The sequence below is a fragment of the Streptomyces sp. NPDC101165 genome (assembly GCF_044768135.1).
Classification (GTDB): Bacteria; Actinomycetota; Actinomycetes; order Streptomycetales; family Streptomycetaceae; genus Streptomyces.
In genome coordinates, this window is the sequence record NZ_JBIWPG010000021.1 from 1 (window position 1) to 14100 (window position 14100).

14 protein-coding genes are annotated in these 14100 nt (G+C 70.5%); 4 read left to right on the forward strand and 10 right to left on the reverse strand.

The window, feature by feature from the left end:
* Positions 1–195 (forward strand): hypothetical protein (locus ACIRVH_RS35535; RefSeq protein ID WP_403962263.1); only part of this gene is annotated, 195 nt, incomplete at its 5' end.
* A gap of 420 nt (positions 196–615) precedes the next feature.
* On the forward strand, positions 616–1650 hold the full coding sequence (gene trpS, locus ACIRVH_RS35540; RefSeq protein ID WP_403962266.1) for a tryptophan--tRNA ligase: 1035 nt from the start codon (positions 616–618) through the stop codon (positions 1648–1650).
* A 46-nt stretch (positions 1651–1696) separates the two neighbouring features.
* Here trpS and proC read toward each other — a convergent pair whose 3' ends face one another.
* The 6 genes from proC to ACIRVH_RS35570 form a co-directional block, all read right to left on the reverse strand.
* The gene (proC, locus tag ACIRVH_RS35545) at positions 1697–2509 is read right to left on the reverse strand and encodes a pyrroline-5-carboxylate reductase (protein ID WP_403962269.1); all 813 of its coding nucleotides are present in this window, start codon (positions 2507–2509) and stop codon (positions 1697–1699) included.
* Between the two features lie 81 nt (positions 2510–2590).
* Positions 2591–3385 carry an ABC transporter permease gene (locus ACIRVH_RS35550; protein ID WP_403962272.1) on the reverse strand — a complete coding sequence of 265 codons (795 nt, stop codon included), beginning with the start codon at positions 3383–3385 and terminating at the stop codon, positions 2591–2593.
* Positions 3382–4194 carry an ABC transporter ATP-binding protein gene (locus ACIRVH_RS35555; protein ID WP_403962274.1) on the reverse strand — a complete coding sequence of 271 codons (813 nt, stop codon included), beginning with the start codon at positions 4192–4194 and terminating at the stop codon, positions 3382–3384. Before ACIRVH_RS35555 ends, ACIRVH_RS35550 begins: the two co-directional genes overlap by 4 nt.
* Before the next feature lie 126 nt (positions 4195–4320).
* Positions 4321–5118, reverse strand: a complete 798-nt coding sequence (locus ACIRVH_RS35560) for a class I SAM-dependent methyltransferase (RefSeq protein WP_403962276.1) — start codon at positions 5116–5118, stop codon at positions 4321–4323.
* Positions 5119–5293: 175 nt separating this feature from the next.
* On the reverse strand, positions 5294–5818 hold the full coding sequence (locus ACIRVH_RS35565) for an EamA/RhaT family transporter (RefSeq protein ID WP_403962278.1): 525 nt from the start codon (positions 5816–5818) through the stop codon (positions 5294–5296).
* Positions 5819–5860: 42 nt separating this feature from the next.
* Positions 5861–6175 (reverse strand): SH3 domain-containing protein, encoded by a 315-nt coding sequence (locus ACIRVH_RS35570; RefSeq protein WP_403962281.1) that lies wholly within the window; start codon positions 6173–6175, stop codon positions 5861–5863.
* Positions 6176–6356: 181 nt separating this feature from the next.
* On the opposite strand from ACIRVH_RS35570, the gene ACIRVH_RS35575 reads away from it, so the two are divergent.
* Positions 6357–8486: a PQQ-binding-like beta-propeller repeat protein gene (locus tag ACIRVH_RS35575; protein ID WP_403962284.1), complete on the forward strand. Its 2130-nt coding sequence runs from the start codon at positions 6357–6359 to the stop codon at positions 8484–8486.
* Positions 8487–8538: 52 nt separating this feature from the next.
* On the opposite strand, the gene ilvD is transcribed toward ACIRVH_RS35575, so the two are convergent.
* The 4 genes from ilvD to ACIRVH_RS35595 form a co-directional block, all read right to left on the reverse strand.
* On the reverse strand, positions 8539–10392 hold the full coding sequence (gene ilvD / locus ACIRVH_RS35580; protein ID WP_403962287.1) for a dihydroxy-acid dehydratase: 1854 nt from the start codon (positions 10390–10392) through the stop codon (positions 8539–8541).
* A 160-nt stretch (positions 10393–10552) separates the two neighbouring features.
* Positions 10553–11158, reverse strand: a complete 606-nt coding sequence (locus ACIRVH_RS35585) for a TetR family transcriptional regulator (RefSeq protein WP_403962290.1) — start codon at positions 11156–11158, stop codon at positions 10553–10555.
* On the reverse strand, positions 11155–11967 hold the full coding sequence (locus ACIRVH_RS35590; protein ID WP_403962293.1) for a sugar phosphate isomerase/epimerase family protein: 813 nt from the start codon (positions 11965–11967) through the stop codon (positions 11155–11157). The genes ACIRVH_RS35585 and ACIRVH_RS35590 overlap by 4 nt, the downstream gene beginning before the upstream one ends.
* A gap of 151 nt (positions 11968–12118) precedes the next feature.
* Positions 12119–13051, reverse strand: coding sequence for a Ppx/GppA family phosphatase (locus tag ACIRVH_RS35595; RefSeq protein ID WP_403962296.1), 933 nt, complete (start codon positions 13049–13051; stop codon positions 12119–12121).
* 71 nt (positions 13052–13122) lie between these two features.
* Between ACIRVH_RS35595 and ACIRVH_RS35600 the strand changes: the two genes are divergently transcribed.
* Positions 13123–14013 (forward strand): hypothetical protein, encoded by an 891-nt coding sequence (locus ACIRVH_RS35600; protein WP_403962299.1) that lies wholly within the window; start codon positions 13123–13125, stop codon positions 14011–14013.
* The last annotated feature ends 87 nt before the right edge of the window (positions 14014–14100 follow it).

Genomic DNA, 14100 nt, shown 5'->3' on the forward strand with positions numbered 1-14100 from the left:
GGGCTTTCCTCCGGGCTTCCCTTCGGTGTTTCCGACTCTATCAGATCTTTTCTCGATCCGATTTCCTCGGCGCTTTCCAGGTTTCCGCTCTCGCGTTTCCCTTTCCGGCGGTTCCGACTCTATCAGATCCTTTCGGCGTCCGATTCCCGGTCGGCGGGTTTGTCTTCCCGGCTGTTGGGCCGTTCCGACGAGTGAGACTTTAGCGGATTCCTGGCCCCCGAGCTAATCGGGGGCCGCGTCCTTTCGAACACGGATTCCTCATTTCGCAAATACGCACGCCAATGCGCACGACGACAGGTCGCCGATTGCTGGCTGGTACTTGCGGAATGGCTGTCCGGGGACCGACCGGAGTCGGCGCTCACGTCGGACAACTCGGAGAACATTACGTAGCGGGCCGGGGTGTGTCAACTCGCTGCGGGCGGGCCCTCTGCGGGCGTACGCTGGGCGACGTGATGACGCATACGTGCACCCAGCTCTGGTGGGCCGCCTGACCGGCGGCCGCACTCACGTATGCACTCAACGGCCGCCGCCTCGGCGGCCGTTCTCGTATCTCCCTCCAGGACTCCGGGGGCCGGCCGACGGGGACGGCGGTCTCGACCTGGAGGTGGAGTAGAGATGACGCGAGTCTTCAGCGGGGTCAAGCCGACCGGACATCTAACGCTGGGGAACTACCTGGGGGCCATGCGGCAGTGGGCCGCGGTGGACCAGCACCGGGCGGACTCCCTGTTCTGCATCGTCGATCTGCACGCACTGACCGTGGACCATGATCCGGCGCGGGTGCGCAGGCTCAGTCGCCAGGCGGCGACGTTGTTGCTGGCGTCGGGACTCGATCCCTCGCTGTGCACCGTGTTCCTGCAGAGCCATGTCGACGAGCACACCCGGCTGTCGTACGTGCTGGAGTGCGTGGCGACGGACGGCGAGATGCGGCGGATGATCCAGTACAAGGAGAAGTCCGCGCGGGAGCGTGCGCGGGGTGGGAGTGTGCGGCTGTCACTGCTGACGTATCCGGTGCTGATGGCGGCGGACATCCTGGCCTACGGGGCGGACGAGGTGCCGGTCGGGGACGACCAGACGCAGCACGTGGAGCTGACACGGGATCTGGCGGTGCGGTTCAACCAGCGGTACGGGCACACGTTCGTGGTGCCGAGGGCCACCCCGCCGAAGGTGGCCGCGCGGGTGATGAACCTGCAGGACCCGACGTCGAAGATGGGGAAGTCGGACGACTCGGGGCCGGGGATCGTCTATCTGCTGGACGAGCCGGACGTGGTGCGCAGGAAGGTCATGCGGGCCGTGACCGACAGCGGGCAGGACGTGGAGTACGACCGGGAGGCCCGGCCCGGGGTCTCGAATCTGCTGGAGATTCTCGCAGCGTGCACGGGCGGGAACCCTGAGTCACTGGCAGCCGTTTACGACTCGTACGGCGCTTTGAAGAAGGACACAGCCGAGGCCGTGGTGGAGGTTCTCAGGCCCGTGCAGGCCAGGCACAGGGAGCTGTGCGCGGATCCTGCCTATCTGGAGGAGGTGCTGCGGGATGGTGCGGAGAAGGCTCGGGCGATGGCCCGGCCGATCGTCGATACCGCCTACCGGGCCATCGGGTTGCTGCCGCCCGTGGCGGAGCCTTCGCTGAGCTCACTGAGCGCCGCTCACTAGCCGTGGGGCGGCGGGGTGGCCCGCCGCCCTTGCGGTGTGGTGGGTGTCAGTCCTTCTTGCCGGAGGCGAGTTCGCGGCTGCGGTCGCGGGCGGCCTCGAGGGCGGCGATGAGCGCGGCGCGGACTCCGTGGTTCTCCAGTTCGCGGATGGCGTTGATCGTCGTACCGGCCGGCGAGGTGACGTTCTCGCGGAGCTTGACGGGGTGCTCGCCGCTGTCGCGGAGCATCACGGCGGCGCCGATGGCGGACTGGACGATGAGGTCGTGTGCCTTGTCGCGGGGCAGGCCGAGCAGGATGCCGGCGTCGGTCATGGCTTCGACCAGATAGAAGAAGTACGCCGGGCCGGAGCCGGACAGGGCGGTGCAGGCGTCCTGCTGGGACTCGGGGACGCGGAGGGTCTTGCCGACGGCGCCGAAGATCTCCTCGGCGTGGGCGACGTGCTCGGCGGTGGCGTGGCTGCCGGCGGAGATGACGGACATGGCCTCGTCGACGAGGGCGGGGGTGTTCGTCATGACGCGGACGACCGGGGTGCCCGCGGCGAGGCGCTCCTCGAAGAAGGAGGTGGGGATGCCGGCGGCTCCGCTGATGACCAGGCGGTCGGCGGGGATGTGCGGGGCCAGTTCGTCCAGGAGGGCGCCCATGTCCTGCGGTTTGACCGTGAGGATCAGGGTGTCGGCGGTCTTGGCGGCCTCGGGGTTGGTGACCGGGCTGACTCCGTAGCGGCTGCGGAGTTCTTCGGCGCGTTCGGGGCGGCGGGCCGTGACCAGGAGGTCGGCGGGGGCCCAGCCGGCCCGGATCATTCCGCTGAGCAGGGCTTCGCCGATCTTGCCGGTGCCGAGGACTGCGACTTTCTGGCTCATGCGCTTCAGTCTGGCACCGGGGTCGGGTGTGCGGGTCGGTTGTCCGGCAGGCGGAATGTCCGTCGGCGGGTGGGCCCGCGGCTATGCCGTGCGCCGTCGTAGCGTCGCTGCTCCGAGTGTCAGGACCAGCACCGCGCAGCCCGCCACGATCGAGACGTCCCGTACGAACGTCGCCGTCATGTCCGTGTGGTGGAGGACCTCGTTCATGCCGTCGACGGCGTAGGACATCGGGAGGACGTCGGAGATGGCCTCCAGCACGGGGTGCATGTTGGAGCGGGCAGTGAAGAGGCCGCAGAGGAGGAGCTGGGGGAAGATCACCGCGGGCATGAACTGGACCGCCTGGAATTCCGAGGCCGCGAAGGCCGAGACGAAGAGGCCGAGGGCCGTGCCGAGCAGGGCGTCGAGCAGGGCGACCAGCAGGAGCAGCCAGGCCGATCCGGTGACGTCCAGGCCGAGGAGCCAGACGGCGAGCCCGGTGGCGAGGGCCGACTGGACGATTGCGAGGCCGCCGAAGGCGAGGGCGTAGCCGGCGATGAGGTCGGCCTTGCCGAGGGGCATGGCGAGGAGGCGTTCGAGGGTGCCCGAGGTGCGTTCGCGCAGGGTGGCGATGGAGGTGACCAGGAACATCGTGATCAGCGGGAAGATGCCGAGCAGGGAGGCGCCGATGTTGTCGAAGGTGCGCGGGCTGACGTCGAAGACGTAGCGCAGCAGGACCAGCATCAGGCAGGGGACGAGGATCAGCAGCGCGATGGTCCGCGGGTCGTGGCGGAGCTGGCGCAGGACGCGGGCCGCGGTGGCTGCGGTGCGGGCGGCGTTCAGGGCGCTGGTGGGCGCGGTGACGGGAGCGGTGGGCGCTGCCGGTGTGGTCGTGCTCATCGGGTCGTCTCCTTGGTGCGGTCCGCGGCGTCGGCGTCGGCTGCTCGGTCCGCTTCGTCGACGAGGCGGAGGAAGGCGGCCTCGACGGTGTCGGTGCCGGTACGGGTGCGCAGGGCGTCCGGGGTGTCGTCGGCGAGGATCCGGCCCTCGCGCATGAGGAGCAGGCGGTGGCAGCGCTCGGCCTCGTCCATGACGTGGGAGGAGACGAGGAGGGTGGCGCCTCGGGCGGCGAGGTCGTGGAAGAGGTTCCACAGGTCTCGGCGCAGGACGGGGTCGAGGCCGACCGTCGGTTCGTCGAGGACGAGGAGTTCAGGCGTGCCGAGGAGGGCGACAGCGAGGGAGACACGGCTGCGCTGGCCGCCGGAGAGGTTGCCGGCGAGGGCGTCGGCGTGGCTGGTGAGGTCGACGTCGGCGAGGACGCGTGCGACGTCCCGGCGGCGTTCGGCGGGGGCGCGGCCGGGGTCGAGGATCGCGGCGAAGTAGTCGAGGTTCTGGCGGATGGTCAGGTCGTCGTAGACGGAGGGGGCCTGGGTGACGTAGCCGATGCGGCTGCGCAGGGTGGGATGGCCGGCGGGGTGGCCGAGGACGTCGAGGGTGCCGGTGACCTTGGCCTGGGTGCCGACGATGGAGCGCATCAGGGTGGACTTGCCGCATCCGGAGGGGCCGAGCAGGCCGGTGATCTGGCCGCGCGGGACGGTGAAGCGGAGGTGGTGGAGGACGGTGCGGGGGCCGCGTACGACGGTGAGGTCTTCGGCGTGGACGGCGTCCGGTGCGGTGGGCTCGGGTGGATCGGGCGCATAATTCATCATGCGATGAATAATCTTCCCGGCGACCGGTGCCGTCAAGGGGAGGAAGTAGGTGTGCCGCACACGAAAGCGGCGGCCCGGGAAGGAACCGGGCCGCCGCTGCTGCTGGGAGGTTGACGAGGTGTCGGATCAGGGCTTGGTCGCGACGAGCAGAAGGACGTCGTAGGTCTCCTCTACGACGCCGTCCGGGAAGACCTTCAGCAGATGGCCGCGCTCTTCCTCCAGGAACGCGTTCCTGCGCTCCTCGGTGGTGACGAGGAAGGCCGAGTGGCTGCCGATGTTGGCGAGGTGGGTGTCGATCGGGACCCGGCGGCTCCAGCGGACCTCGCGGCGGGTGAACCGGAGGCGGCCGCTGGGGTCGGCGCGCTCGGTGCGGTCTCCGGCCCGGCGCTTCTCGGCGGCGATGTCCACGCCGAAGAACCGGCCGGTGCGGTCGGCGGCCTCGGCGATCCACTCGATGTCGAGGGCGTCGGTATTCCACCACAGCGCCAGCGCACCGCCCGGCCGCAGCACGCGCAGCGCCTCCGGCACCGAGTGCGCGGTGTCGGTCCAGTGCCAGGCCTGGGCATAGGTGAGGAAGTCGGCGTGGGCGTCCGCGACGGGGAGGGCGTTGCCGTTGCCCCGCACGATCGGAACGTGCGGCAGGGCACGGCGGAACTCGGCGGCCATGCCCTCACCGGGTTCGACCGCGAGGACGTCGGCGCCGCGGGCGTCCAGCAGCGCGGTCGCGATCCCGGTCCCGGCACCGACGTCCACGACCCGGGCACCGGACAGCGGCCGGCCGGCCAGCTCTTCGACGGTGTCGAAGAGGGCGGGCGGGTAGGAGGGGCGGTTCGCGGCGTACTGGGCCGCGGCGGCGTTGAAGGAGTGGGCGCGCAGGGCGGGCGACGGGGCGGCCGGTTCCGGGCAGGCTGAGGTCGTGGTCATGCCGCCATCGTGCGCGAGGCGGGGTGGGAGGGGACAGCGGGTTTGTGGGCGCGAGCAGCGCGTTTCGGCCAGGCACATCGCCCTGTGCGGACATACCGCTTTCCGGCTTACGGGCTTTACCGTTTACCGGCTTTACATCTCTGCGTCTTTACGGCTCGCCTGCGCCCGTTGCCGCTTACCGGCGCCGTTTCTTCTTCGACGGGTTGCCGGTGCGCCGGGAGGACCGCCGCTCGTACTCCTCGCGGGCCTTCTCGTACTCCTCGCGGTGCAGCTTCTCGCCCGGGGCCTCGGTGAGCGAGCGGAAGAAGTGGGCGAGCAGGGAGCCGACGAAACCGATGGCGAGCAGGCCGCGCAGCGAGGCCTGGCGCTGGGGATCGTGGCGCCGACCGAAGCCCTCCCAGGTGTTGCGGAAGGCAAGCGCGCTGCAGATCGCGAACATGACGACGACCAGAACGGTCACGAAGGCGCCGGTGTCGGCGATCTGGAGACCCTCATAGGCGAAGTTCAGGACCAGGCAGGAGAGGACGGCCGCGGCGAGGGAGCCGACGGCCACGCCGGCTCGGCGGGCCGCGTACCCGTTGTCGTGGTCCACCCAGGAGGTGCCGAAGAAGCGGAGGGGCTCGGGGCGGGGGCCGCCCTGGGCCGCGCCGCCCGGGGAGCCCGCCGGGGTGTCCGGGGTGCCGGTCTCGTCGTCGCTCACGGGACGATTATGGCTCCGGGCGGAGGCGGGCTCTTCGCGGGGTCAGCTGCAGCGGGCGGCGACGTAGCCGTCACTGCCGGTCTGGACGAAGGCGTCCGAGACGTACTCGCCGTTGCCGATGTTGTCCCAGATGTTCGAGGTGCCGTACGGACCGGCGATGGCGGTGCCCGGCGACTGGCAGTAGATGTGGACCTTGGCACCCTCGGGCAGGACGCGGACGAGGTTGTAGCTGGTGCCGGGCCCACTGCGGACGTTCAGGCGTACGCCCGGGGCGACCGAATAGTAGCGCAGGGACTCCGTCGCGACCGCGGCCGCATCACTGCTGTTGTCGTCTTCTGCGACGCGCTCGACAGACATCGAGTGCCTCCCCCCATTGTCCCCATGACTGTCATGGGGTCACGTTGATTCCCCTGAAGCGAATTGCGAAACACCTGTGCGCAACTCGCATGCAGACGCTAGCAAGCCGCCTCTGTCTCGTACGAGTCATCGACTAGGCTCCGTGCGTCGCGCGCGCGGACGAACAGCACGGGGGTGGTCCATGACGCCACAGCGCAACACCGGAGCGGGCGCGGAAGCGGAACTTCCCGAGTACGCCGGTCAGTATCACCTGGACTCATGTCTGGGCTCCGGTGGCATGGGCGTGGTGCATCTGGCCCGGAGCACCTCGGGACTGAAGCTCGCGGTGAAGGTCGTACATGCCGAGTTCGCCCGGGATCGCGAGTTCAGGGGGCGTTTCCGGCAGGAGGTGGCCGCCGCTCGGAGGGTGAGCGGTGCCTTCACGGCGCCTGTCGTGGACGCCGATCCGGAGGCCGAACGGCCCTGGATGGCCACGCTGTTCATTCCCGGTCCGACCCTCTCCGAGCATGTGAAGCGGAACGGTCCGATGCCGGCGGCGCAGCTGCGTCGGCTCATGGCCGGGCTCGCCGAGGCGCTGCGCGACATCCATCGGGTGGGGGTCGTGCACCGGGATCTGAAGCCGAGCAACGTGTTGCTCGCCGAGGACGGGCCGAAGGTCATCGACTTCGGTATCTCCCGGCCCAAGGACAGCGAACTGCGGACCGAGACCGGCAAGTTGATCGGTACACCGCCGTTCATGGCACCCGAGCAGTTCCGGCGGCCGCGGGAAGTGGGACCGGCGGCGGACATCTTCGCCCTCGGGTCGGTGCTGGTGCACGCGGCGACCGGGAGGGGACCGTTCGACTCCGACAGTCCGTATGTGGTCGCCTACCAGGTGGTGCACGACGAGCCCGACCTGACCGGGGTACCGGAGAGTCTGGCGCCGCTGATCCTTCGCTGCCTGGCCAAGGAACCCGACGACCGGCCGACTCCCGACGAGCTGATGCGGGAGCTGCGGTCGGTGGCCGCCTCGTACGACACACAGGCGTTCATACCGGCGCAGCGGACGAGTGAGAACGACCGGGAGCCGAAGGCCGGTGCCGAGCAGGCCGTGGATGAGCCCGCGGAGAAGTCCGCGGAGCGGTCCGCGAGACGCCGTCTCCCGGGGAGGCGAGTGGCGGCCCTCGGTGCCGCGGCGCTCGGCCTGGCCCTGTTCGGCACCCTGGTCTCGGTACGGCTGTTCGAGAACAGCGGGCCCACACCGCAGCACGGGAGCCCGCGAACGGTGTCGACGGCCTCCGTCGGCTGGACGGCCCAACCCGTCCGGGCGGACAAGGGCATGCCGCAATGCTCCTACGGAGCCGGGAAGTTGCTCTGCGCCCAGCCCGGTGCGGTGTTCGCCGTGTCCCCCGCCGACGGCACCCTGTTGTGGCGGCACTCCGTCGCCACGCAGACCACGAGCGAACCGCCCGTGGTCTCCGCCGGTCTCGTGCAGCCCTATACGAACGGCGGGTCACGTCTGGCGGCTCTCGCCCCCGCCTCGGGCAAGCAGGTCTGGGAGCGGAGCCTGCCCCCGGACACGACGATCAGTTACGCGGGCGGCATGGCCCTGCTCACGCGCGCCGACGGGACGGTCACCGGGGTGGACGCGGCGACCGGTGAGGCGAAGTGGCAGCGCGGGTTCACCGGTCAGGGCGCACCGGCCTTCCTCTCGTTCCCGGGGGACTCGTCGGTCTACGCGGCCCGTACCTCCGGTGACGGCTCGAGCACGCAGGTGACCGCGGTGGATCCGCGCACGGGGCACGTACGGTGGGACGTCCGGCTCGCCGGATCTCTGCGGCCGTTCGGTGCCCGGGGCGGCTCGGTGTTCTTCCTGTCCGTCGACAGCGTCTACGGACAGACCAAGGAGGTCGTCCGCTACACGGCCGCCTCCAGGCAGACGAGCCGGGTGAGGTTGCCCGTCGCGCTCGACGACGCTCACGCGACCGTACGGGGCTCCCTCGTCTACCTCCTGGCCACCGGTGGTTCCCTGGTCGCCGTCGACCTGGACGCGCAGAAGCAGCTGTGGCGGCTGGAGACCTCCGTGAGCCGGGGGTCGGCACCGGTCACCGACGGCGCGAGGGTGTACTTCAGCGCGGGCGACGGGCGGCTGCTCGCCGTCGACGCGGCCGGGGGGAGGCTCGTCGGGCAGACCGAAGCCCGGCTCGGCAGCCACTCGGCCCGGGTTGCGGGAGCACCGCCCGCACCGGTCGTCGTAGGCCGTCGCGTGTGTGCCACCGCCCCCGACGGCACCGTCTTCGCCCTCGACGCACGCGACCCCTCGGCCTGGTGACGTGCGAAAGGGGCCGCTCCCTTCCGGGAAGCGGCCCCTTTTTGGTGAACGGTCAGCCCAGCTTGCTCACGTCCCGCACCGCACCCTTGTCCGCGCTGGTGGCCATCGCGGCGTAGGCGCGCAGCGCGGCCGAGACCTTGCGCTCGCGGTTCTTGGGGGCGTAGACGCCGCCGAGGGCCTGCTCGCGTCGCATCAGCTCCGCCTCGTCGACCAGCAGCTCGATCGTGCGGTTCGGGATGTCGATGCGGATGCGGTCGCCGTCCTGGACCAGGGCGATCGTGCCGCCGGAGGCCGCCTCGGGGGACGCGTGGCCGATGGAGAGGCCGGACGTGCCGCCGGAGAAGCGGCCGTCGGTGATCAGGGCGCAGTGCTTGCCCAGGCCGCGGCCCTTCAGGTACGAGGTCGGGTAGAGCATCTCCTGCATGCCGGGGCCGCCCTTGGGGCCCTCGTAGCGGATGACGACGACGTCGCCCTCCTTGACCTCCTGGGTGAGGATGCGCTGGACGGCCTCCTCCTGGGACTCGCAGACCACGGCCGGGCCCTCGAAGGTCCAGATGGACTCGTCCACGCCGGCGGTCTTCACGACGCAGCCGTCGACCGCCAGGTTGCCCTTGAGGACCGCCAGGCCGCCGTCCTTGGAGTACGCGTGCTCGGCGGAGCGGATGCAGCCGCTCTCGGCGTCGTCGTCCAGGGACTCCCAGCGCTCGGACTGCGAGAAGGCCTCGGCGGAGCGGACGCAGCCGGGGGCCGCGTGCCACAGTTCCACGGCCTCGGGGGACGGGGAGCCGCCGCGGACGTCCCAGGTCTTCATCCAGTCGGCCAGGGAGGGGCTGTGGACCGCGTGGACGTCCTCGTTCAGCAGGCCCGCGCGGTGCAGTTCGCCGAGGAGGGCGGGGATGCCGCCGGCGCGGTGCACGTCCTCCATGTAGTACGTGCGGTTCTTCGCGACGTTGGGCGCGACCTTGGCCAGGCAGGGGACGCGGCGGGAGACGGCGTCGATCTGCTCCAGGCCGAACGGGACGCCCGCCTCCTGGGCGGCGGCCAGCAGGTGCAGGATCGTGTTCGTGGAGCCGCCCATCGCGATGTCCAGGGCCATGGCGTTCTCGAAGGCCGCGAACGTCGCGATGTTGAGCGGGAGGGCCGACTCGTCGTCCTGCTCGTAGTAGCGGCGGGTGAGGTCCATGACCGTGCGGGCCGCGTCCTCGTAGAGCCGGCGGCGGGCCGTGTGTGTGGCGAGGACCGAGCCGTTGCCGGGGAGGGAGAGGCCGATGGCCTCGGTCAGGCAGTTCATCGAGTTGGCGGTGAACATGCCGGAACAGCTGCCGCAGGTCGGGCAGGCGTTCTCCTCGATCCGGAGGATGTCCTCGTCGGAGATCTTGTCGTTGACGGCGTCGGAGATCGCGTCGACCAGGTCGAGGGTGCGGACCGTGCCGTCCACCAGGGTGGCGCGGCCGGACTCCATCGGGCCGCCGGAGACGAAGACCGTCGGGATGTTCAGGCGCAGGGCGGCGATCAGCATGCCCGGGGTGATCTTGTCGCAGTTGGAGATGCAGACCAGGGCGTCGGCGCAGTGGGCCTCGACCATGTACTCCACCGAGTCCGCGATCAGGTCGCGGGAGGGCAGGGAGTACAGCATGCCGCCGTGGCCCATGGCGATGCCGTCGTCGACCGCGATCGTGTTGAACTCGCGCGGGATGCCGCCGGCCTCCTTGATCGCCTCGCTGACGATCCGGCCGACCGGCTGCAGGTGGGTGTGGCCGGGGACGAACTCCGTGAAGGAGTTGGCGACCGCGATGATCGGCTTCCGGCCGATGTCCGCACCGGGTACACCGGAGGCGCGCATAAGGGCGCGGGCGCCCGCCATGTTGCGGCCGTGGGTGACTGTGCGGGACCTCAGCTCGGGCATCGTCGCTCGCTCCTTCAGAGACTGCGATCAGAGAGACTTCTGACTCCCTACGAGCGTACGCCGCCCCTCCAAGGGCTGGACAAGGTTGTCCGGAATGCGGGACGCGTGTTTCACGGAACCCCGACGTCAGGGCTGCGTCGCCTTCAGGACCGCGTCACTCTCAGGGCTGGGTCAGATGTCCCTGCACCACCGGCGCCACCCGCGCGATGATCTGCTCCAGATCCGCCGAGGCCAGCGGCTCCAGCTTGATCACGTAGCGCATCATCGCCGTGCCCACCAGCTGCGCGGCCGCAAGCTCGGCCCGCAGCTCCGCGTCCGGCAGGTCCACCTGGGCGGCGATGCGGCGCAGCAGCTGGGCGGCGACGAGGCGGCGGAAGACGGCGGCCGCGGTCTCGTTGTTCACGGCGGACCGGAGGATCGCGAGCAGGGGCGTACGGGTCGTGGGGTTCTCCCAGACGCCGAAGACGAAGCGGGTCAGCCGCTCCCCCACCCCGTCCAGCGGGCCGTCGGCCACCGCGTTCGGCGCGTTGAGTGCGGGTGCGAAGGCGACCTCGATGGCCGCCTCGAAGACCTGTTCCTTGGTGCCGAAGTAGTGGTGGACCAGCGCCGAGTCGACCCCGGCAGCCTTGGCGATGCCGCGTACGGACGTCTTCTCGTACCCGCGTTCGGAGAACTCCTCGCGGGCCGCGGCGAGGATCCGGTCGCGGGTGTCGCCGGACTCGGCGCGCGGCGGCCGGCCCCTTCGGCGTGCGGTCGCCCCGGTCATCGCCGGGGCACCTTCACGGCGGCGGCCAGGTGCTCGCGGGTGAAGGCCAGGGCCTCGGCGAGGTCGGCCTCGCGCTCGGCGCTGGACATCGCCCGGCGGGTGTTGACCTCGATGACGACATGGCCGTCGTAACCGGTGCGCGCAAGGCGCTCCAGCAGCTCGGCACAGGGCTGGGTGCCACGCCCGGGGACCAGGTGCTCGTCCTTGGCCGAGCCCCGGCCGTCGGCGAGGTGGACGTGGCCGAGGCGGTCGCCCATGCGGTCGAGCATGGCCAGCGCGTCCGTGCGGGCCGTCGCCGCGTGGCTGAGGTCGATCGTGAAGTGCCGGTAGTCGTCCTTGGTGACGTCCCACTCGGGCGCGTAGGCCAGCATCTCGCGGTCGCGGTAGCGCCACGGGTACATGTTCTCGACGGCGAACCGTACGTCGGTCTCGTGCGCCATCCGCCAGATCCCGGAGACGAAGTCGCGGGCGTACTGCCGCTGCCAGCGGAAGGGCGGGTGCACGACGACGGTGGAGGCGCCGAGCTTCTCCGCGGCAGCCCTTGCCCGCTGGAGCTTGACCCAGGGGTCTGTGGACCAGACCCGCTGGGTGATCAGCAGGCAGGGGGCGTGCACGGCCAGGATCGGAATGCCGTGGTAGTCGGACAGGCGGCGCAGGGCCTCGATGTCCTGGCTGACCGGGTCGGTCCAGACCATGACCTCGACGCCGTCGTACCCGAGGCGCGCGGCGATCTCGAAGGCCGTCGCCGTCGACTCCGGGTAAACGGAGGCTGTCGACAGCGCGACGGACACGTCCCTTGGTTCAGCCACGTCCGTCACCTTACGGGGTCGAGCGGTGAGGGGGTGGGGTGCCTATTCGCCGTTGTGACGTTCGCCATTCGGGCGGGTGCGGGTGTGCCGTGGTTGCCTGTGCTCACACCGCGGAGCCGCCCACCGACACGGCCCGCACCCCTTCACGCAGTCAAGCCGAACCCATGTGATCGAGACGCCGCAGGATCACGCCCTCGCGCAGGGCCCACGGGCAGACCTCCAGGCTCTCCACCCCGAAAAGATCCATCGCGCCCTCGGCCACCAGTGCCCCCGCCAGCAGCTGACCGGCTCGGCCGTCGGAGACTCCGGGGAGTTCGGCGCGCTGTTGCGTGGACATGCCCGCCAGGCGGGGGACCCAGGCCTCCAGGGACTCCCGCTTGAGGTCGCGCTGGATGTAGAGGCCCTCGGCGCTGCGGGCGGCACCGGCGATGCGGGCCAGCTGCTTGAAGGTCTTGGAGGTGGCGACCACGTGGTCGGGGGTGCCGAAGCGGTGGAACTCGCCGACGGTCCGGGCGATCTGCGCGCGAGCGTGGCGGCGCAGGGCGCGGACGTCCTCGGGGTCGGGCGGGTCGGCGGGCAGCCAGCCGGCGGTGAGGCGGCCGGCGCCGAGCGGGAGGGAGACGGCGGCGTCCGGCTCCTCGTCGATACCGAAGGCGATCTCCAGGGAGCCGCCGCCGATGTCCAGGACCAACAGCTTTCCGGCGGACCAGCCGTACCAGCGGCGGACGGCGAGGAAGGTGAGCCGTGCCTCCTCCGGACCGCTGAGGACCTGGAGTCGCACGCCGGTCTCGTCCTCCACGCGCGCGAGAACCTCGTCGGCGTTGGTGGCCTCGCGCACCGCGGAGGTCGCGAACGGCAGCAGGTCCTCCACACCCTTGTCCTCGGCGGCCTGGAGTGCGTCCTGTACGACCGCGATCAGCTTCTCGACACCGTCATCACCTATGGCACCGCTGTCGTCGAGCAGCTGGGCGAGCCGAAGTTCGGCCTTGTGCGAATGCGCGGGCAGCGGGCGTGCGCCGGGGTGAGCGTCCACCACCAGCAGATGCACCGTGTTCGAACCCACGTCCAGGACACCGAGTCTCATGTACGGAACGCTACTGCCAGAACCGCTGTGCTCGGTCCCCGAAGCGGCCTCGGGCCACTTACCCTGGACGGGTGCCAAAGACGAAAAAGGCTAACTCCGACAAGAGCACCAAGAACACCAAGGGTGCCAAGTCGGGCAAGATGCCCACATCCTCCAAGGGGTCGAAGGATCCTTCGCAGGTGAAGGCGTCGACGTCCGGGAAAGGCCCGAAGGTGAACGACGAGAAGGGTCTCGACTTCGCGCGAGCCTGGGTGGAGTTCCCGGATCCCGCGGACGACGAGCAGATCTTCCGCTGCGATCTGACCTGGCTGACCTCGCGCTGGAACTGCATCTTCGGCAGCGGCTGCCAGGGCATCCAGGCGGGCCGCGCGGACGACGGATGCTGCTCGCTGGGGGCCCACTTCTCCGACGAGGACGACGAGAAGCGCGTCGCCGAGCACGTGGCGCGGCTCACCCCGGAGATCTGGCAGCACCACGACGAGGGCACGCGGGGCGGCTGGATCTCCGAGGACGAGGACGGATCCCGCCAGACCCGGCCCTTCCAGGGCTCGTGCATCTTCCAGAACCGTCCCGGGTTCGTCGGCGGCGCGGGCTGCTCGCTGCACATCCTGGCCCTGAAGGAGGGCCGGGAGCCGCTGGAGACCAAGCCGGACGTGTGCTGGCAGCTGCCGATCCGGCGCACCTACGACTGGATCGACCGCCCCGACGACACCCGCGTCCTGCAGGTCTCCATCGGTGAGTACGACCGCCGGGGCTGGGGCCCGGGCGGCCATGACCTGCACTGGTGGTGCACGTCGGCGACCTCGGCACACGGCGCGGGCGACCCGGTGTACGTCTCCTACCGCGCGGAACTGACCGAGCTGATGGGCAAGGCCGGTTACGACCGTCTGGTCGAGCTGTGCGAACAGCGACTGGCCTCGCAGCTGCCCCTGGTGGCACCGCATCCGGCGGATCCGGCATAGGGCTGCCGGAGGGGCCCCGGGACGTCGCGCTGCCCATGGGGGACGGCGGGGCTGTCTGGGGCCGGGCCGGGTGAGCTGCGCGGCCCC